Below are 17,722 nucleotides of genomic sequence, written 5' to 3' on the forward strand. Positions count from 1 at the left end.
ACGCGTCGGTGACCCGGTACGGTCTGTGTTCATGGAAGAGGGCGTGCCGGTCGTCCGGGACCGTTGGGAGACGACCACCACAGCCAAAGCTGCCATCACCAGCGCGATGCAGCGACTTGACGCGACGTCCCTCTCCGGGCCGGAGCCCGAGCAGCACTGCCGGGCCGTGCTCGCGGAGCTGGCGGAGACCGTCGCGCCGATCAAGCAGCGGTGGGCCGAATTCGCGGTCGCTCAACTGCCGGAGTCCGGCGATCTGCACGCCGCGCTGGAAGCACTGGCCAAGGCGGAGAAGGTCGCGAACGGACCGGTCACTCCCGGCTCGGATGACGAGCCGGGCACGGTGGCCCAAGTCGTGGACCTGATTTCCGAAGCCCACGCGGCCGTGACGAACGCACTGCGGCACATCGGCCGGCCCGCCGAAGCGATCGACGACGATGCGTCATCACGACGGCTCGGAGCGGAGCTCGACGAGATGCTTGCCGAGCGAGCCTCGGGACCGTCCGGGCCGGAGAGTCCACCGTGGAGTCTTCCGCGCGGCGTGCCGCCTGGCCCGAAGATCGCCGAACCGCCGCCGATGTACGACCGGCCGCCGGGGCCGGGGTTCGACCACCCGCTTGCGGCTCCGGAGAGCCGGTCGGCCGGCCCTGCCCCGAAGCGCAAGCCTGCGCCACCCGGTCCACCGATGCTGTCGCAGCAGCCGAACTCAGCTCCGCCGCCGGGCCCTGCGGTCAGTTCGCCGGACCCGCAGGCCGCGCCGCTCCCACCCGGCCCGGTCATCAACCCACCTGCACCGCCGCACACCGACACCGCGGCACCCCCACCCGGCGCCGGCACTCGCCCGCCAGGCCCGCGAGCCCTGTCCGGCGCAGACGCCTCCCCCACGCCGAGCCCACCCGACACCGCATCACCACACCCGGTTCCTCGGCCGTACCCGGATCTCCGCTTGCCCTGGTACCGACGGCTTTTCCGCCGCACGCCGCGTAATCCGGGGGGCTCGGCATGACCGGCATCCTGCAGGGCGCTCTCGGGGGCGGGAGGGCGCTGCTGGTCGGCTGGATCCTGCCCAGCCTGATCAACGTGTTGATCTTCGCGTTCGTGCTGGCGCCCGGACTCGACGAACTCCGCCTCGACGGCAGGACGGCGGTCGTCGTCCTGGTCGCCACGGCGGTGCTCGGGCTCGTTCTGGCCGCCCTGCAAACCCCGCTCTACCGCATCCTCGAGGGCTACCTTCTCTGGCCCGAACGGCTCGTCCAGGCCGCCCGACGTCGTCACCTGGCCGAAAAGCACCTGCTGCAGAACCGCCTGGACGCCGTCGCACTGGTCGCCCGTGAACAAGCGGGCACGTTGACCGATGCCGAGCGAGCGGCACTGGCGGAATTCCGTGCACACCCCGTCACCAGCCATTACGTGGACAGGGACTTCCGTAAGGGCGCGGTGTGGATCGCTTTGCTCGACGAGCGACTGCACCGCTATCCGGTGGACGATCGCCAGGTCGCGGCGACCCGGCTCGGCAACGCGATCCGCCGGTTCGAGGAATACGGCTTCAACCGATTCCGCCTCGATTCGCAGGCGCTGTGGCACGAACTGAATGCCGCGGCCGGGGAGTCCGCCCGGAAACAAACCGACGACGCCCGCATGAGCGTGGACTTCTTCATCAGCCTGCTGTACGGCCATCTGCTCGTTGCCGGCGCGTTCGCTGTCTCGCTCGTCTTCGGCGCCGTCAGCCGCGCGTGGCTGGTGATCCCGGTCGTGCTGTTTCTGCTCGCGCTGTCCGCGCTCTGGTATCGCCTGGCCGTGGTGGCCACCGACGAATGGGCAGGAGCCGTCCGCGCCCTGGTCAACCTCGGCCGGGTCCCGCTGGCCACCTCGCTCGGCCTTGCCCTGCCGGACAAGCTGGACCAGGAACGGGCGATGTGGCGGCTGGTCAGCGAGCTGGTGAGCGACAAGTACCACGCCGGCCTGAGCGCGCTCGACCCCTACCGCGCGCCGCCGGAATTGCTCGCCAGGGCGTTCACCCCGGTCCACGACGGCCAGGGCGCGCCCTCGACCGAGAGCAATTAGCCGAGCGAGCGCACAGCGACGAGTTCGACCGGTCACGGTGAAGAGCGGCCGCCGCAGTGCCCGGGCAGCCAGAGCACTGCGGCCCGCCGCACCCGATCAGAACTTCATGTACGTGGTGCGAATCTGCGTGTACTCGAGCAACCCGTGCATCCCGTCCTCGCCACCGACCCCGGACTGCCGGCGCCCGGAGTGGAACGCCTGCACCGCCGAGCCGTGTGTGCGGTTGACGTACAGCGCCCCCGACTTGATCCGCCGGTTCACCTCGTTGATCACCGGGTAGCTCTGCGAGAACACGAACGCGGTCAGCCCTCGGTCGGTGTCGTTGGCCAGTTCGAGCGCCTGGTCGAGCGTGTCGACGGCGACCACCGGAAGGATCGGGCCGAACACTTCCTCCCGCATCACGCGCATGTCCGGCGAGGCCCCGCCAGCAGCATCGGTTTCTGCCAGTAGCCGCCGTTGGTCGGCATCGTCGCCTGGATCCGTCGGCGCCTACCCGTCAGGTGGTCGCACACCCGCGTACAGGTCGCCGATCCGTTCCCGGTCGATCGAGCTCATCGGGCCTTCCCAGACGATCTCGCCGCCGTTGAGCACATAGGCCCGCTCACACGTCCGCTCCACCACCGAGACGTTCTGCTCCACCAGCAGCACCGTGAAACCCCGGTCGTTCATCTCCCGGATGGCGGTGCACAGCTCGCTGATCAACTTGGGCGACAGGCCCGCGGTCGGTTCGTCCAGCAGCAAGATCTCGCAGCCGGCCATCAGCCCCCGGCCGACCGCCAGCATCTGCCGCTGACCACCGGACATGCCGGAGTTGAGAGAGCAGGCGGGCAACGTGATGGCGAGTGCGGCGACCGCGGCGATGCTCGCGGCGCGGCGGCTACGTCCGGTGGCTGGTCGCGGCATCAGACCTCCTTCGGTGAACCCTCCGTTGTGGTCTGGCCGCCTGGCTTCGGACGTGAGCGGACGCGCACCAAGCCAGAAACGGTCAGTCTTTGTCAGCCAGCTCGATCTCCCTGCGTGATCCGCCCGAACGGGCCGTGCGACGTCGACTTGTCGTCCCGGGCGCGGCCGGACTCCGGGTCGGTTCCGACCTCGGCGCGCCGGGAGCGCCCGCGTTGCTGACAGCGGCTGAGGTGTAGGCAATGTCAACGGATGGGCCACCACGGCGCTTGCCACTGTCGGGCACCGCGCGACTGCCGATCGCACGCGCCGACAGCGTGCGAAGCACGTGGAAGGCGCCGTTGGCTCCGTTTGTGGTCATCACCACACTCCCCTGCCGATAAGCGCAAATTGTGGCTCGGGGTGTTGAGAAAATCAATACCTGATGCGCTACGCGACCACTCCGCTGCCGACCGTGGTGAGCTGTCCGCCCGCCGAGGTGGTGTAAAGCCGCAGCGCACCGTCGGTTTCCGCGTCCGGGTCGGGCTCGGCCCAGACCGTCACGTCCTCGCCGACGAGGTCCATCCCGCGGTACGACACCGACAACTCGCGCACCGTGGCGCCTTCGCCTGCGAACTCCAGCGCGCCCCTGGCGAGCCAGGCCATCTTCAGCAGGCCGTGCACGATCGTGCCGGGCAAGCCGCTGGCCTTGGCGAACTCCAGGTCGTAGTGCGCCTCGTAGAGGTCCTCGGTCGCGACCGCGTAGCGCACCGTCTGTCGCGGGGTGGCCCTGGTGGTGAACACCTGCTTCGCGCCTTCCGGGACGCCCGCGGACGATCCACCACCGGACGAGGAGCCGGCGCCCTCGAGCGGATAGCGCCGAATCGGCGTGTAGCCCAGCCGCGCCACCTCTTCGTGGGTGTCGACCCGGCGGTAGACGGTCTCGACCGTGTAGACCTGCAACCGCCCGGTCCTGCCCTCCTTCACCTTCACGTCGGTCACCTCGGAGCGACGCTCCAGCCGGTCGCCGACGTGCACGTCGGCCAACCACTGCACGCTGTTGCCGCCGTTGAGCCGCGCGGGGGCGTCCGGAATGCCGAGCGCGAACGCGTCCACGTATTGCGCGCTGAGGAAGGACGGCGGAACGAGCGCACCCTCCGGGCCGTCCGGGCCGTCGAGCCGATAGTGCTTCGCGGTGAGCCCGGATGCGTCCAGCACGCGCTCCACGCGCCACTGGGCACACTCGAACGGCTCCCAGCCGATGCTGTTGCCGATCACCGCTGCCGGATCACTCATCGGACTCTCCCTCGTCGAGCCAGCTCGCCTGACGCAGCGCCCGCCGCACCTCCGGGGTGATCGGGTGCGCCATCTCTTCGCCGATGTGCGCGACCAACCCGGCCGCGCGGCTGATCATGGCCAACCCGCGATGCAACTGCCACGGCACGCCGACGGCCAGCAGGATCGCCGCCGAGGCCCCGGTGGCGTTGACCATCAGGTCGCGCCCGGTCACCTCCTTGGCCACCGCGCCGACCTCCTTCAGCCAGGCCGTCTCGGTGCCCGCGACACCCAGCTCGTCGGCGACCCGCAGCAGCCTCGAGGCCCGCGGATCGCCCGCGCGGTGCAGGTTGTGGCCGAAACCCGGGATCTTCTTGCCCGCGGCGAGGATGCGGTTCACCACGGTGCGCGCCGCCTCGTTCGCCGTCGCTCCGTCGGCGACGACTTCGGCGACCTCGTGCAGCATCTTGCCCGCCTGCTCCATCGAGCCCAGCAGTTCGCTACCCGCGCCGAGCAGGCCTGCGGCCACCGCGCCCTGGATCGCGTCCGGCGCCGCGTGGTAGGTCATCCGCGCCGCCAGCGCGCTCGGCTGCATGCCGTGGTCGATCAGGCTGACCAACACGGCGTCCACCGCGGCGACTTCCTTGTCGCCGGGTAGCTCGCCGGTGATGGCCAGCAGCAGGGCCTGGGTGTAGGTGAGGTGGCCGAGCAGGTCGTCCACCAGGTCGCGCCCGCGCAGGTGCACCCGCTGGGCGTTGGCGTGGCCGATCGACGTGGACAGCTGCAGCGGCTGCCCGTCGGGGCGGCCGGTGCGCGTGGACGAGTTGCGTTGTTCGTTCATGGCTTGTCCTCACCGAAGGCCAGCGCGTCGAGCACCACGAAACCGTCGGGGCCGACCCGCACCGGGTTACATTCGATTTCTCGGATCCCGCCCCGCCGGATCGCGGCGTCCAGCGCGGTGAGCACCTTGGCGGTGGCGACGGCGACGGTGCGGAGGTCCGCCGTCTCGGCCAGTCGCGCGGCGAGCTTGAGGCGGCGTAGTTCGTGCTCGACGTAGGCGGCGCCGAACGGCGGGACGAGCGTGCGAGCGTCGTCCACCTCGTTGGCCCACACCCCGCCCGCACCGATGACGGCTCGCGTGCCGAAGGTGCGATCGGACAGCACGCCCACGATCAGCTCGGCGCCGGGCGGCACCTGCTCGACGACCAGCGCCCTGGTCATCCCGAACTCGCTGACCATCTTGTCGTAGGCGGCTTCCAGTTGTGCCTGGTCCGCCAGACCGGTGACGACCGCACCGACCTTGGCGCGATGTGCCATGAACGGCTCCACGAGCTTCAGCACGCACGGATAGCCGACCTGCTCGGCAGCGGAAACCGCTTCGTCGCGACTGGTCACCGAGGCGCGCCGCGGGGTGGGGAGGCCGAGCTGGTCCAGCAGGGCCATCGTCGTCTCCTCGCCGAGCCCTGCTCCCGCGGGGATCTCCAGCGCCGCGGCGTCGACCTGCTCCGGGGGAGGACCGAAACCGGGGGCCTCGGTGATGGTCCGCCGCCCCTTCCTGGCCAGCCCGAGACCCCGTAGCACTCGCGCCGGATCCGCGGCGACGACGAGCCCCGCTTCGGCGGCCGCCACGCGAACCCGGTCGCTCACGCCCAGCCACGACAGCACGAGCGGTTTGCGGAGCTCTTTGCTGGTCCGCGCGAGGATCGAGGTCAGCTGGGGGCTGATGTCACCCATGCTGCCGAGGAACACCAACAGCGTGTCCACGGCCTCGCTGGCGTCGAGGATCCGCACGGTGTCGCCCAGCAGCTCGTGGTCGGTCAGCACCTGCGGCGTGAAGTCGACCGGGTTGACCAGGCCGGCGAACGACGGCAACCGCTCGGCCAGCGCCTTGGTCGTCTCCTCGGGCAGGTCGGCCAGCAGCACGCCGTGCCGCTCACACATGTCCGACTGGTAGACGGCCGAACCGCCCGAGTTCGTCGCCACCGCGATGCCCTCCGCGGGCGTGTTCAGCGTGAGCGCGCGGGCGACGTCCACGACGTCGTCCATGGTGTCGATCCGGACGACGCCGAAGCGGTCGAACAACGCGTCGAAAGCACTGTCGTCACCGGAGAACTGAGCGGTGTGCGAGGCAACCGAACGACTGCCCCGCTCGGAGGCGCCGACCTTGAGCATGAACACCGGTTTGCCCGCGTCCTGCAGCGCGGCGAGCGCCTCGGCCATGTCCGAGCCGTCGGCAATGCCTTCCATGTAGCCGATGACCGCCGACGTCGCGTCGTCCGTGGCCAGGTACCGCAGGTAGTCCGGGAACGTCGTGCCTGCTTCGTTGCCGGTGGCGATGATGTGCGAGAACCGGGCGCCCGTCCAGTACGCCTCGGTGAGCAGGTTGAACGCGGTACCGCCGCTTTGCGAGACCAGCGCGATGGATCCGGCCTCGATCGGCGGCATGGTCGCCAACGTCGTGGCGAACGTCCCGTAGGCGCGATTGGCGAACGAGGCGACGCCCAGGCTGTTCGGACCGACCAGCGCCATGCCCGCGTCACGGGCGATGTCGCGCATGCGCCGCTGGAGCCGGGCGCCCTCCTCGCCTGTCTCGGCGAAGCCGCCCGCGAACACCACGGCGGCTTTCGCGCCACGCTCGGCCGCCTGCTCGAGGGCGTCGACCGCCGCTTGCGCAGCCACCGCGATCACGTACATCTCGACACCGTCGGGCAACGAGGCGATGTCCGGGTAAGCGGTCGCGCCCTGGACGGTCCGGTACTTGGGGTTGACCGGGTAGACCGGGCCGGTGAAGCCACGCTCGGCGAGGATGCGCAGCGGACGGCCGCCGATGCGTTCCGGGTTGTCGGATGCACCAACCACCGCGATGCTGGCGGGGTCGAGCAGCGAGCGAACCGAGGTGTACCGGCTGGACTGCATGCGAACTCCGTTCCTGCTCCCAGATGCCGCCAGCCGCTGAAGCAGCGGGGCGGCGGTGATGGGAAGTATTCGCCACAGGTGTTGTTATTGTCAAGACTTGGTGTTGCGGCACCCCGGCGCGGTGATTCACTGAACTACTTCAAGACCAGCAGATCAAGTGCGCAGAGGACGGCGAATCATGGCGGAACAGGCGAACGGCCGCGGTGCCGACTCTGAGGACTTGGTCATCACCGAGCTGCTGTCGTACCGGCTGCACCGGGTGGCCAGCGCGTTCGCCAGAGGTGCCGCGCTGGCGTTCCGTCGCGAGTTCGACGTCAGCATCGGCGAGTGGCGCGCGCTCGCGCTGGTGGGCGGCGGGCGGGCCAACACCCTGAACCGGATCGCCAAGCTGGCGGGTATCGACCCGGCGCAGATGAGCCGGGTGGTGGCCAAGCTCGCCGAGCGCGGGCTGGTGACGCGCTCGTCCGGCCCGGGCAACAGCTCGGTGATCGCACTCACCGAGGAAGGGCAAGCCACCTACGACGGGCTGATCGCCGCGGCCCGGGCACGCAACGCGGCATTCCTGTCCGCACTGTCCCGCGAGCAGGTGCGGTACGTGGACGACGCGCTGGAGAAGCTGGCGACCGTAGCGATCGCCATGGAGCGCGCCGAACGCAGTCGCGCAGCACCCCGGACGGTTCTCACTCCGCCGGAGTCGTGACACAGCCCTGCTGAGCAGGGCGGAGCTGCACACACCACGGCGATCGGCGAACACCGCGCCCGGCTCCCCGCCGCAACGGCGACCGCACCAGGCGGCCGGCGCGCCGCAACGGCGACCGCACCGGGCGGCCGGACGGCCCGGGCAGTGCGCCTAGGCCCCGTCCTCAGCCCGCCGGATCCGTGAACGCCGCGGCCAGCTCGCCGTGCCCCATGGTGCGCAACACCTGCAGCACCCGGTCGCGTTCCATCGGGATCGGATTGCCCGGGCGCGGATAGTCGTTCACGCACGTCGCCGCGATCTCCTCGTAGCGCTCGTCCGGGATTCCCGCGTCGACCAGCGTCGTCGGCAGGCCGAGCCGCTCGGTCAGGCCGCGGATGACCTCGGCGGCGTCGAGCAGACCGGCGTCGGGACGGTTCGTGATCGTGCCGGCCACCAGCGACGCACGCTCGGGATCGACGCTCCGGTTGTATGCCAGGCACAACGGCAGTGCCAGCGCTCCGGTTGTATGCCAGGCACAACGGCAGTGCCAGCGCGCACGAGACGCCGTGCGCCATCGGCGTCGGTGATTCGTGGGCGAAGCAGTACGCGAGCGAGTGGCCGATGATGACGCCCGCGTTGAGCGACATGCCTGCCAGGTGCGACGCCCACAGCATGGTGGCCCTGGCATCGAGGTCACCGTTCACCGCGGGCTCGATCCACCTGGTGACCATGCCGATCGCCGCGGTCGCACACAGGTCCGACATCGGCGATCGCAGCGTGGACAGCAGCGACTCGGTCGCGTGCGACAACGCATCCATGCCGGTCTCCGCAAGCACCGCAGGCGGCAGGAAATCGAGCAGCGACGGATCCAGCACCGCGGCGTCCGGAACGTACTCCGGGCTGGCGGACGCTCGTTTGTGCCCGTCCACGGTCACCATGGCATACGGGGTGACCTCCGACCCGGTGCCGCACGTGGTGGGGATCAACACCAGCGGCGGTCGTGCGACCGGCCACGTGGTGGGTCCGACCGCGTCGGCGGAGCTGCCGGTGTTGCGCGTCAGGAACGCGATCAACTTGGCCGCGTCGAGGACCGAACCGCCGCCGACCCCGACCACGACGTCCGCGCTCGCCGAGCGCGCGATCGCCACCAGACGGTCGACCTCGACCGAATCCGGCTCGGGCCCGGACACCGCACCGAACACCACGTCGTAACCGGCGGCCGCGACCGCGCTGCGCAGCTCGCCGAACTCCGCCAGCTCACCGACGATGCGATCGGTCAGCAGGAACACCGTCGCGCCATCGGCGACCCGCAGTTCGTCACGCAGCAACGCGGGAACCTCACGCACCGCCCCGCGGCCCATGACGAGCTTTCCGGGAGTCCGGAACGTGCTGGTGCTCTTCGGATTCAGCCAGGTCATGTCGGGCATGGCTCAACTCCAGGTGATCACGGTCGACGGCAAGACCCGCTTCACGACGCGGCCGACAGCGTGCGATCGCTTGCCCGCACGGTCACCGCCGGCACGCAAGCTACCCTGACAGTAGGTTTTCTTACTGTCAAGTAAAGTCGTCTACCGGCAGGTAAGCTGCCCCGTGCGGCCCGGTGTCCGGTGGCCGGTTTTGTCGTCATACGCTCGTCGCGAAGCCCGAACCGACCGGCAAGTGGGTGAACCCGCGCCGCGGGAAGACCCACCCTGCCCCCGCGAGGATGAGATGCCGAGACACGTACTGAAGTTGAGCGACCTGGCCCCCGACGAGCTGCGGGAGATCCTGCAGCTGGCGCGCCGGATCAAGGAAAACCCTGCTCAGTATGAGTCGGCCGCGCACCGTCGCGGGCTGCTGTTGCTGTTCGAGAAGACCTCGACCCGTACCGCGCTGTCCTATCAGTCGGCCATCGCCCGCCTCGGCGGGTACTCGGTCGTGCTGGAGTGGCACAAGACGAACTACGCCATCACCTCGGTCGAGTACGAGACGCAGTACGTGTCGCGCAATTGCGACGTGATCATGGCGCGGGTGAAGTCCAACCGCACGCTCAAGACCATGGCCGACAACAGTCAGGTCCCGGTCATCAACGGCTGCGACGACCAGCACCACCCGTCGCAGGCGCTCGCCGACTTCCTGACCATCGCGGAAGTCAACGGCAAGCTCGAGGGCAGCACCTTGTGCTATGTCGGCGTGCACAACAACGTGGCGAACAGCCTGATCGAAGGCTGCGCAGCGCTGGGGGTCCGGCTGCTGCTGGTCACGCCGATGGCGAACGAACAGGCCGTCGCCGCGGGCGTCGAGGCGCGCGTTGCGGACAGCGGGCTGATCGAGCACCGGGACAGCCTGGCCGAGGCCGCGGCGGAAGCCGACTTCGTCTACACCGACACGTGGGTGGACATGGAGTTCTTCTCCGACCCGGCGTTCGAGGAGGAAAAGCGGCGGCGCGTCGAGCTGATGCAGCCGTTCCAGCTCAACCGGGAGAACCTGGGCGGTGCCCAGCCGTGGATCATGCACGACATGCCGATCCACGCGGGCTACGAGATCTCCGCGGACCTGGTGGACAGTGAGCGGTCGATCATCTACCAGCAGGCGGAGAACCGGATGTGGGCGCAGGCGGCGCTGTTGCTGCACCTGCTGGGCGGGAAGAGCTAGGCGACACGAAGAACAGGGGCGGACAGCGTGGTGCTGTCCGCCCCTGTTGTTGTCACCCCTGCTGATGGGTGTGCTTACGGGCAGTGGGTCTTGCGAGCCAGCGTGGTCTTGCCCCAATAGGTCGGGTTGCCGTCCTTGAATTTGGCCTTGACCGCGCTACCGTTCACCTTCTGCTCGTAGTGCAGGTGCGGGCCGGTGGAACCACCGGTGCTGCCGACCCGGCCGATGAACGTCTTCTCGGTGACCTTCTGGCCGACCTTGACGTTCTGCGCGCTCAGGTGCGCGTACAGGGTCTGCTTGCCGCCACCGTGGTCGATGACGATGTAGCGACCGTAGGAGGTGTTACCGAGGTTGGCCACCTTGGACACCGTGCCCGGAGCCGAGGCGTACACCTTCCACCCCTGGTCCTGCGGGTAGTGGTTGAAGTCCACCGAGTTCTGCGGGTTGTGGTTGGTGCGGGTGCCCGCTTCCCACTTCTCCCCGCATGGGAACGGCAGCCAGTAGCCGCTGGAGCCGGAGCCGCCACCACCGATGCGGTGGCTGGCGTTGTCGTTCTTCAGCGTCGCGTTCAGGTTGACCTTCTGGCCCGGCTTGATCTTCTGGCTGGCGCCGCCGTAGCCGCTGTTGTAGAACACCCACACGGTCTTGCCGGTGCGGTTCCACACCGAGGCGGCGTTGTTCTTGACGCACTTGCCCTTGCCGTTGCCCGCGCCCTTGAACTCGTAGCAGCTCGGCTGCTTGGCGCCCAGGTCCGGCACCGACTTGGTGTGGTCGGAGATCGAACCCTTGTTGTTGGAGTTGTAGTAGTAGCAGAACTCGCCCTTGTCACACTTGCCGTCCCGCTCGGCGGCCGATGCCGGCTGCGCGACGAGCGTCATGGTGACGGCGCTGGCGGCTACCGCGAACGCTCCCAGAGCGGCTGCCGACCGCCTGCGGCTCTTCCGGTCTCCACGGATGTTCATCGGATTTCCTTTCCCCTCGTGGGTGTCGTGTGGTTGCCGACGTCTTGTGCTCAGCGGTGTGCGCGCTGGTACTCCTCCCAGGTGGTCTTGGCGACCTTGGGCCCGTCGTCCGGCCCGTTGTTGGCCAGCCCGTTGCGGCCGAGGAAGTAGTCACCGACCTGTTCCTGCGCCTGCCGCGCCAGGTCCGTGTCGTTGATCGCAACCGCGTGGATGTGCAGCGGCCAGTCGCCTTGCGACGGCGTGCGCAGCCACGCGGCGAAACCGACCTTGCGCAGCGCCCGGACGGCCGCGGTCCGCTGCTTGGCGGTCAACTCCTCGGCGTCCAGGTCGACCGCACCGCCACCGTCGTGGGTGCCTGCCGAGGTCGGGTCGGCTCCCGGCGAGTACGAGCCCTGCTCGACGACGAACCGCACGCCGGACAGCCGCTGAGCTTCCTTGAGCATGGCCAGCGTCCGGGCGTTGAACGGCCAGTCCTGCCACTCCGTGCGCGCCCCCGGGCCGATCACCCGCGTGACGGTGAAGCGGCCCTTGCCCAAGGCGGCCAGCGAGGCCTTGCCGGGCATGCCGTTGGCGGCCAGCCCGGTGTAGCCGAGCGACTTCTGCCACTTGCTGTAGGCCGTCCTGGTCACGGTGCCGAAGTGGCCGTCGACGTACTCGGTGTCGAGCAGGCCTTCCGCCTGAAGTGCCTGCTCGACCAACCGCACGCTCTCGGCCGCGCCCGGCGTGACGTCGGTGTTGTCCTTGACCGGGTCGAGCTGGGCGGCCAGCACCAGCTTCTCCATGTTGACCTTGGGCACCGCGGCAACGCCCGTCTGGGGGAGGGCCGCCACGGCCGCGGTGGCCGCGGCGACCCCTGCCAGTCCGGCGATGAACCGGCGCCGGTGCATCTGTGCGGACATGCTCACCCTCACTTGACGTTGCTCAGCGTCATGTTGCTGTACCAGTGCTTGAGAATTCGCTGGTAGTTCCAACCGCGCTTGGCCTGGTCCTGCGAGCCGTGCTGGGACATCCAGTCACCGTCCACCCAGGCGCCGCACGCCGTGGTGGTCGCGCAGTAGTGCGCCTGCAGGATCTTGCCGCCGCGGGTCATCCGCTTGTTCCACGTGTCGTTGACGGCCTTGTTGGTGGCCGCGACGGCCGAATTCGGCTTGTAGACCTGGCTGTTGGTGTTGTCGTAGACGTCGAAGCACTCACCGGACTTGGTCTTGCGAGTGGAGTGCAGCGCCCAGTACCAACCGAAGTGCTTGACGGCCATCGCGCCTGCCCGCAGCGAGGCGGGCTTCCAGCTCGTGATCCACTCGTTCGGCAGGACGTTCTTGACGTAGTCCTTGAAGTTGACCCGGTCGACCCGGTTCAGCTTCACCCGGTACACCAGGATGTAGGTCGGCAGCTTGCTGTGCGTGCCGTCGGTCTTGCAGTCGGAGTTCGACTTGACGATGCGGTGCGAGGCGTTCTCGTTGTAGACCGTCGTCAGCTGGCCCTTGTAGCCGGGAGCGATCTTCTGCGCCTTACCGCCGAAGTTGCTGTTGTAGTACACGTACACGGTCCGCCCGGTGCGGTTCCACACCGACGCCGCGTTGTTCTTGATGCACTGGCCCTTGCCGTTGCCTGCGCCCTTGAACTCGTAGCAGCTCGGCTGCTTGGTGCCATAGTTGTCGATCGATTCCGTGAAGTCGGAAATCGAACCCTTGTTGTTGCTGTTGTAGAAGTAACAGAATTCGCCCTTGTCGCATTTGCCGTCACGGCCCGCCGCTTCGGCGCGCGGCGCGGAGGCGACCGAGGCAACGGTCATCCCGACCGCGACCGCGGCCAATGCGAGCAGCGCCGCGAGCACTGTTCGGAACCTGTTCATGTCAATCCCCTTCAATTTCTGAAGTTCTCGTTCGCAGCGCTGCCCCGGCCGTTGTTGACAGCGTTGGACTGTTCGGTCTAATCCGCGGTTCCACGCGGATTAGACCGACGTCGGTGGCCGCTGGTAACTATTTGCCGAGGCGAATGCTGCTGCCGCTCGGCCGGTTTCGGCCCCTCGTCGCGGGCGGGAAGCCGATCGCGAAGCGGCCGGAAGGACGCTCGTACGCCGCCACGGCAGATGCCGCGGTCGGCACGTCACCGCTCGCCGCGGCACACTCGCCGGAAGCGCTCTGACGAGCATCGGTCCTCCCACTTCCCGGTCTTGCTTTCCTGCCCGCCGCGAGGGAACCTGACCCCCCACCACTGCGGTGCGAAGCCAGAGTGGCGAATTTGTCGAGTGTCAGAGCCGCCTTGACCGCGAGTGTTGACTGTCAAGACCTGTCAAACCCGCTCTGACCAGGTCTTTTGTCGCGCATGTCAAACCTGTGTCACCCCACATTCGGGTGCACGTGGCTTTGACAATCCGAGCGTTTTCTGACGATTCCGCACCGCCGCCCCAACCTTTCCGGGCAAGCGCCGGGTCCGGATGAGCGTCATTCCCGGCGAGCAGGAGAGGCCTCATGCGGTTCGTGATCATGCGCGGCGCCATGGCCGTCGTGGCGGCCTGTTTCATCGGTTACGGCATCAGCCTGCTGACCGACGGAGTCGTGACGTGCCACGGCGAAGTGATGACGGAAGACGCGATCTGTCGCCAATCGATGCCCAAAGGACCAGAACTGGTCAACAATGTGCAGGAGCAAGCCGCCTTCAACGTACTCCAGGCTTGCTTGATGATCGGGCTCGGTGGCATGGTCGTGGTCGGCAACCTCCGCGAGATCCTGAACGGACCACCGCCGCAGAACCTGAACGAACCACTGCCGCGGAACCGGAAGAAATCCGCGGCTCGCTAGCTCGGACAAGCATCGGAACGCAGATTCCTTTGCCATTCGGCGTCGCCACTATCGCTGAGTTCGAACGAGATCGCCTCTTTCGCACTGCGGGTTCACGACAACCGCAGGGTCGTATCCGGGTCGCTACCGCCCGCAAGCGAGTCCGCCGAAGAAGTCCCGAGGATTTCGGTCCACTCCCCCCAACCTCCCGGGCCGGCCTCGGGTCTGCGTCGACGTCATCCCCGACAAGTGACTGGAGAAGCCCGATGTGGTCCGTGATCAAGTGGTTCGCCGGGGCGATCGTGGCCGGCCTCATCACCGTCTACGGCATCGCGATGCTCACCGACGAAGCCGTGACGTGCGGTGGCGAAGTGATGCACGAAGGGGACACCTGCTTCACCTCCACGCGCCGCTCGTCCTCCGTCAACGACTTCGACGAGCAGGCTGCGGCCAACGAACGACAAGCCTGGTTCATGATCGTCGTCGGCAGTATCGGCACGGTGGGTTCCTTGGCCGGCTGTGTGAGTGCGGGCCGTCGACGCTTCGCCGGCCGGGAGTCCGTTGCCCTTTAGCTCCGAACTTTGTCTGTGGTTGCCTGGTGGGGGCGAGACTTGCGACGTCGGCATGTCTCGCCCCCACGAACGACGTGCGCCGCATTTGAGCATGTCAAGAGCCGTGCTTGCCGGCCTTGGCGCCTGATGCTTGACTGACTCGCGGCGACATCGACCAGATCGACACTTGCGAGGACGGCGGTACATGGAGGGTTCGGCACCCGCGCGCACCACGAATGCCAAGGACTTGGTCATCACCGACCTGTTGTCGTACCGGCTGCACCGGGTCGCGAGCGCGTTCGAGCGTGGGGCCGCGTTGCAGTTTCGTCGCGAGTTCGACGTCAGCCTCGGCGAGTGGCGCGCGCTCGCGCTGGTGGCGGCGGGCAAGGCCAACACCCTCAACCGCATCGCGAAGATGGCCAACATCGACCCGGCGCAGATGAGCCGGGTGGTCTCCAAGCTGGTCGACCGCGGTTTCGTCACGCGCTCGTCCGGCCCCGGCAACAGCTCGCCGATCGCGTTGACCGAGCAGGGCCGGGCCACCTACGAAGGGTTGATCTCGGCGGCCCGCGCCCGGAATGCGGCATTCCTGTCGGTGCTGTCGCGCGAGGAGATCCAGCACCTGGACGCGGCACTGGAGAAGCTCGCCACGATCGCCATCGCGATGGAGAAAGCGGAGCGTACGCGCGCAGCCGGAGCGCGGGAGACGAACGCGTCCGCGAACTCGAACGGTTCGTAACCGCTCCGGCCGAGGGCGGCACGCACGGGCTGAACCCGCCGTGGCAGCTCGGCTACGTGCCGGCGGGTGTCCTCAGCGACGCGGGCTTGCCTTCCTGGCCGCGGCTCATCGCCGTGGCCGGCCGGCCGGTGCCGCGCGAGGCGGGCTGAGCCGGCCGGCCCGCCGGTGCCGCGCGAGACGTCCTACCTCACCCGGCGTCAGGCGACCTCTTTGCCGAGCAGCTCCTTGGCGATCACCATGCGCTGCACCTCCGAGGCGCCCTCCCCGATCCGGAACACCCGCAGGTCGCGGAAGATCCGCCCGATCACCGAGTCCGACGTGACCCCGTTGGCGCCGAAGATCTGCACCGCGCGGTCGGCCACGCGCCCGGCCATCTCACTGCTGAACAGTTTCGCCGCGCTGGCATTGGCCGGTGCCTGCGCACCGTGCTCGATGTCCTCGATGGTCGCCCGGATCAGCGCCCGCGCCGCGGCGATCTCGGTGACCGAGTCGGCCAGCATGAAGCGAATCGCCTGCCTGCTGGCCAGCGGCGCTCCGAACGTGGTGCGCGCCTTGGCGTGCTCAGCGGCCGCTTCCACCAGGTAGCTCGCCCCGCCCAGGCAAATGCTCGCCACGCTCAGTCGTCCTTCGTTGAGCGACGACAGCGCCACCTTCAACCCCTGACCGAGCTCACCGAGCAGGCTCTCCTGAGGCACGACGCAGTCGTCGAACCGCAACTCCGCGAGCGTCCACGCGGGCGAGCCGAATGCGTGGTCGATCCGGGTCACTTGAAAGCCCGGCGTGTCCCGGCCGACCAAGAACGCGGACAGCCCGCGACCCCGCTTCGCCGGGTCGGTCGACGCGATCACCAGGAACAGGTCCGCGGACTCGGCGCCGGAGATGAACTGCTTGCTGCCGTTGATCCGCCAGCCGTCCGCGGTGCGCTCCGCCCGCGTGGTGATGGCCGCCGCGTCCGAGCCCGCTTCCGCCTCGGTCAGCGCGAACGAGGTGCGCGACTGGCCGGTCGTCAGCGGTGGCAGGTACTTCTCCTTCTGCTCCGGCGTGCCGAACCGGTTGATGGCCGTCGGCGCCAGGCCGCCGGTCGACGACAACAGGATCGACAGCACCGGATGACTGCGGGACACCGCCTCCTGCGCAGCGCAGTACTCCGCCAGCCCCAGCCCGGCGCCGCCGAAATCGCCGGGCACGGTCAGACCCAGCAGGCCGTGCTCGGCGAACACCTCGACGATCTCGTCCGGCGTCCGCCCCTCGGCGTCCATCGTCCGCAGCCACTCGGGCTTGACCTTCTTCTCCATCAGGCCCCGGACGAACGCCCTGGTCTCCTCCATACGAGTCCGGACATCGGTGGTCTGCCCGCTCGTCACTGTCGTCGTCATCAACTCTCCTGCCGGACTAGTTCCCACTGGATCGGCTGTTTGGCCAGCCGTGCTTGCATCGCCGCGATCGCCTCGGGCGAGCTGCGGACGTCCACGACCCGGGAGGCGATCGACGGCAGATCGGCCTCGGACATCACGGCCCCGCGCGTGGCGGCCAGGAAGCGTTTCGTCTCCGCCAAGGCCCGCGGGCCGCCGAGGTGCAGCTGCGCGAGGTAGTTCTCGGCGACTCGGACGGCGTCAGTGCGATCGGTGGCGATGGCGTGCACCAACCCGAACCGGAGCGCGGTCTCGGCGTCGATCCGATCGCCCACCAGCAGCAACCGCTTCGCCGTCCGGTAGCCGACCGCTTCGATCAACAGTGGTGCGACCACGCCGGCGATCAAGCCGACTCGCACCTCCGGAACGGCGAACACGGCGCTTTCCACGGCGACCGCGACATCGCAGGCGGCCACCAACCCCAGACCGGCACCTGCGGCGACACCGTTGACCACCGCCACGGTCGGCTTGACGAGGTCACGCAACTGCTGCAGCACCCGCGCCCCGAGCAGCACCTGCTGCCGTGCCGTCACCGGGTCCGCGGAGGTGCTCACCATCGCGTTCAGGTTCATGCCCGCGCAGAACGCCGTCCCGCTTCCGGTCAGCGCGACCGCACGAATCGTGCTGTCCCGCTCCGCCTGCTGCAGCTCGTGCGCCATAGCGCGGTACACGTCGTCGTCCACCGCGTTGCGCACGCGCTCGCCGTCCAACGTCAACCACAAGGTCCCGGCGTCGCGGTACGTCCGCAGCGTGGTGGCTCGACCGTCGCTCGTCATGCTTATTACCCTGACAGTAGGTTTTTCTTACTGTCAAGTAAGACTATTTACTGTAGGG

The 17,722-nt window shown here is 68.5% G+C and carries 18 protein-coding genes and 1 pseudogene; 7 read left to right on the plus strand and 12 right to left on the minus strand.

Annotated elements, in window-relative coordinates; translation table 11 throughout:
• Positions 1–31 precede the first annotated feature (31 nt).
• Together YWM_RS0110870 and YWM_RS23155 are read left to right on the plus strand one after the other, a co-directional pair.
• Complete coding sequence (locus YWM_RS0110870) at positions 32–1,003, plus strand: hypothetical protein (protein WP_156914742.1); 972 nt, start codon at positions 32–34, stop codon at positions 1,001–1,003.
• Positions 1,000–2,061, plus strand: coding sequence for a hypothetical protein (locus tag YWM_RS23155; protein ID WP_052344773.1), 1,062 nt, complete (start codon positions 1,000–1,002; stop codon positions 2,059–2,061). The genes YWM_RS0110870 and YWM_RS23155 overlap by 4 nt, the downstream gene beginning before the upstream one ends.
• 96 nt (positions 2,062–2,157) lie before the next feature.
• On the opposite strand, the gene YWM_RS0110880 is transcribed toward YWM_RS23155, so the two are convergent.
• The 5 genes from YWM_RS0110880 to YWM_RS0110900 all read right to left on the minus strand — a co-directional run bounded on the left by YWM_RS0110880 (position 2,158) and on the right by YWM_RS0110900 (position 7,131).
• Positions 2,158–2,469 carry an aldehyde dehydrogenase family protein gene (locus YWM_RS0110880; RefSeq protein WP_028850751.1) on the minus strand — a complete coding sequence of 104 codons (312 nt, stop codon included), beginning with the start codon at positions 2,467–2,469 and terminating at the stop codon, positions 2,158–2,160.
• A gap of 81 nt (positions 2,470–2,550) precedes the next feature.
• On the minus strand, positions 2,551–2,964 hold the full coding sequence (locus tag YWM_RS23160; protein WP_052344774.1) for an ATP-binding cassette domain-containing protein: 414 nt from the start codon (positions 2,962–2,964) through the stop codon (positions 2,551–2,553).
• A gap of 426 nt (positions 2,965–3,390) precedes the next feature.
• The gene (locus YWM_RS25200) at positions 3,391–4,236 is read right to left on the minus strand and encodes a MaoC/PaaZ C-terminal domain-containing protein (protein WP_052344775.1); all 846 of its coding nucleotides are present in this window, start codon (positions 4,234–4,236) and stop codon (positions 3,391–3,393) included.
• Entirely contained in the window at positions 4,229–5,056 is an 828-nt protein-coding gene (locus YWM_RS0110895) for a citryl-CoA lyase (protein WP_052344776.1), read from the minus strand. The genes YWM_RS25200 and YWM_RS0110895 overlap by 8 nt, the downstream gene beginning before the upstream one ends.
• A complete protein-coding gene (locus tag YWM_RS0110900; protein ID WP_028850753.1) occupies positions 5,053–7,131 on the minus strand; it encodes an acetate--CoA ligase family protein in 2,079 nt (692 codons plus the stop codon). The genes YWM_RS0110895 and YWM_RS0110900 overlap by 4 nt, the downstream gene beginning before the upstream one ends.
• A gap of 178 nt (positions 7,132–7,309) precedes the next feature.
• Between YWM_RS0110900 and YWM_RS23170 the strand changes: the two genes are divergently transcribed.
• Complete coding sequence (locus YWM_RS23170; protein WP_052344777.1) at positions 7,310–7,831, plus strand: MarR family winged helix-turn-helix transcriptional regulator; 522 nt, start codon at positions 7,310–7,312, stop codon at positions 7,829–7,831.
• 163 nt (positions 7,832–7,994) lie between these two features.
• Here the strand turns inward: YWM_RS23170 and YWM_RS27235 are convergent, their stop codons facing one another.
• Complete coding sequence (locus YWM_RS27235; protein ID WP_156914743.1) at positions 7,995–8,498, minus strand: dehydroquinate synthase/iron-containing alcohol dehydrogenase family protein; 504 nt, start codon at positions 8,496–8,498, stop codon at positions 7,995–7,997.
• Positions 8,386–9,237 (minus strand): annotated as a pseudogene (locus YWM_RS27240) (iron-containing alcohol dehydrogenase family protein); the annotation flags it as partial. The gene YWM_RS27235 and the pseudogene YWM_RS27240, both read right to left, overlap by 113 nt.
• 283 nt (positions 9,238–9,520) lie before the next feature.
• On the opposite strand from YWM_RS27240, the gene YWM_RS0110925 reads away from it, so the two are divergent.
• On the plus strand, positions 9,521–10,444 hold the full coding sequence (locus YWM_RS0110925; protein ID WP_028850756.1) for a Rossmann-fold NAD(P)-binding domain-containing protein: 924 nt from the start codon (positions 9,521–9,523) through the stop codon (positions 10,442–10,444).
• Between the two features lie 74 nt (positions 10,445–10,518).
• Here YWM_RS0110925 and YWM_RS0110930 read toward each other — a convergent pair whose 3' ends face one another.
• Genes YWM_RS0110930 through YWM_RS25670 form a run of 3 tightly spaced genes read right to left on the minus strand, consistent with a single transcriptional unit; the run spans position 10,519 to position 13,258 of the window.
• A complete protein-coding gene (locus YWM_RS0110930; RefSeq protein WP_028850757.1) occupies positions 10,519–11,406 on the minus strand; it encodes a peptidoglycan DD-metalloendopeptidase family protein in 888 nt (295 codons plus the stop codon).
• 50 nt (positions 11,407–11,456) lie between these two features.
• Complete coding sequence (locus YWM_RS0110935; protein ID WP_028850758.1) at positions 11,457–12,305, minus strand: peptidoglycan-binding domain-containing protein; 849 nt, start codon at positions 12,303–12,305, stop codon at positions 11,457–11,459.
• 8 nt (positions 12,306–12,313) lie between these two features.
• On the minus strand, positions 12,314–13,258 hold the full coding sequence (locus YWM_RS25670) for a peptidase inhibitor family I36 protein (protein ID WP_084612325.1): 945 nt from the start codon (positions 13,256–13,258) through the stop codon (positions 12,314–12,316).
• A gap of 619 nt (positions 13,259–13,877) precedes the next feature.
• Between YWM_RS25670 and YWM_RS0110950 the strand changes: the two genes are divergently transcribed.
• From YWM_RS0110950 to YWM_RS23185, 3 genes are all read left to right on the plus strand, one after another.
• Positions 13,878–14,207, plus strand: a complete 330-nt coding sequence (locus YWM_RS0110950; protein ID WP_028850759.1) for a hypothetical protein — start codon at positions 13,878–13,880, stop codon at positions 14,205–14,207.
• Positions 14,208–14,452: 245 nt separating this feature from the next.
• Positions 14,453–14,758 carry a hypothetical protein gene (locus YWM_RS0110955; RefSeq protein WP_028850760.1) on the plus strand — a complete coding sequence of 102 codons (306 nt, stop codon included), beginning with the start codon at positions 14,453–14,455 and terminating at the stop codon, positions 14,756–14,758.
• A gap of 184 nt (positions 14,759–14,942) precedes the next feature.
• Positions 14,943–15,476 (plus strand): MarR family winged helix-turn-helix transcriptional regulator, encoded by a 534-nt coding sequence (locus YWM_RS23185; protein ID WP_052344778.1) that lies wholly within the window; start codon positions 14,943–14,945, stop codon positions 15,474–15,476.
• 197 nt (positions 15,477–15,673) lie between these two features.
• Here YWM_RS23185 and YWM_RS0110965 read toward each other — a convergent pair whose 3' ends face one another.
• Together YWM_RS0110965 and YWM_RS23190 are read right to left on the minus strand one after the other, a co-directional pair.
• Complete coding sequence (locus YWM_RS0110965) at positions 15,674–16,852, minus strand: acyl-CoA dehydrogenase family protein (RefSeq protein WP_043660647.1); 1,179 nt, start codon at positions 16,850–16,852, stop codon at positions 15,674–15,676.
• Positions 16,852–17,664, minus strand: coding sequence for an enoyl-CoA hydratase/isomerase family protein (locus tag YWM_RS23190; protein WP_052344779.1), 813 nt, complete (start codon positions 17,662–17,664; stop codon positions 16,852–16,854). Before YWM_RS23190 ends, YWM_RS0110965 begins: the two co-directional genes overlap by 1 nt.
• Positions 17,665–17,722 lie beyond the last annotated feature (58 nt).

The sequence above is a fragment of the Thermocrispum municipale DSM 44069 genome (assembly GCF_000427825.1).
GTDB lineage: Bacteria > Actinomycetota > Actinomycetes > Mycobacteriales > Pseudonocardiaceae > Thermocrispum > Thermocrispum municipale.

What these genes read in the sequence shown, in the direction of transcription:
- YWM_RS0110870 (WP_156914742.1), top strand. Translation starts at nt 32, where the DNA reads ATGGAAGAGGGCGTGCCGGTCGTCCGGGACCGTTGGGAGACGACCACC.
- YWM_RS23155 (WP_052344773.1), top strand. Translation starts at nt 1,000, where the DNA reads ATGACCGGCATCCTGCAGGGCGCTCTCGGGGGCGGGAGGGCGCTGCTG.
- YWM_RS0110880 (WP_028850751.1), bottom strand. Translation starts at nt 2,469, where the DNA reads ATGCGCGTGATGCGGGAGGAAGTGTTCGGCCCGATCCTTCCGGTGGTC.
- YWM_RS23160 (WP_052344774.1), bottom strand. Translation starts at nt 2,964, where the DNA reads ATGCCGCGACCAGCCACCGGACGTAGCCGCCGCGCCGCGAGCATCGCC.
- YWM_RS25200 (WP_052344775.1), bottom strand. Translation starts at nt 4,236, where the DNA reads ATGAGTGATCCGGCAGCGGTGATCGGCAACAGCATCGGCTGGGAGCCG.
- YWM_RS0110895 (WP_052344776.1), bottom strand. Translation starts at nt 5,056, where the DNA reads ATGAACGAACAACGCAACTCGTCCACGCGCACCGGCCGCCCCGACGGG.
- YWM_RS0110900 (WP_028850753.1), bottom strand. Translation starts at nt 7,131, where the DNA reads ATGCAGTCCAGCCGGTACACCTCGGTTCGCTCGCTGCTCGACCCCGCC.
- YWM_RS23170 (WP_052344777.1), top strand. Translation starts at nt 7,310, where the DNA reads ATGGCGGAACAGGCGAACGGCCGCGGTGCCGACTCTGAGGACTTGGTC.
- YWM_RS27235 (WP_156914743.1), bottom strand. Translation starts at nt 8,498, where the DNA reads ATGCCAGGGCCACCATGCTGTGGGCGTCGCACCTGGCAGGCATGTCGC.
- YWM_RS0110925 (WP_028850756.1), top strand. Translation starts at nt 9,521, where the DNA reads ATGCCGAGACACGTACTGAAGTTGAGCGACCTGGCCCCCGACGAGCTG.
- YWM_RS0110930 (WP_028850757.1), bottom strand. Translation starts at nt 11,406, where the DNA reads ATGAACATCCGTGGAGACCGGAAGAGCCGCAGGCGGTCGGCAGCCGCT.
- YWM_RS0110935 (WP_028850758.1), bottom strand. Translation starts at nt 12,305, where the DNA reads ATGTCCGCACAGATGCACCGGCGCCGGTTCATCGCCGGACTGGCAGGG.
- YWM_RS25670 (WP_084612325.1), bottom strand. Translation starts at nt 13,258, where the DNA reads ATGAACAGGTTCCGAACAGTGCTCGCGGCGCTGCTCGCATTGGCCGCG.
- YWM_RS0110950 (WP_028850759.1), top strand. Translation starts at nt 13,878, where the DNA reads ATGCGGTTCGTGATCATGCGCGGCGCCATGGCCGTCGTGGCGGCCTGT.
- YWM_RS0110955 (WP_028850760.1), top strand. Translation starts at nt 14,453, where the DNA reads ATGTGGTCCGTGATCAAGTGGTTCGCCGGGGCGATCGTGGCCGGCCTC.
- YWM_RS23185 (WP_052344778.1), top strand. Translation starts at nt 14,943, where the DNA reads ATGGAGGGTTCGGCACCCGCGCGCACCACGAATGCCAAGGACTTGGTC.
- YWM_RS0110965 (WP_043660647.1), bottom strand. Translation starts at nt 16,852, where the DNA reads ATGACGACGACAGTGACGAGCGGGCAGACCACCGATGTCCGGACTCGT.
- YWM_RS23190 (WP_052344779.1), bottom strand. Translation starts at nt 17,664, where the DNA reads ATGACGAGCGACGGTCGAGCCACCACGCTGCGGACGTACCGCGACGCC.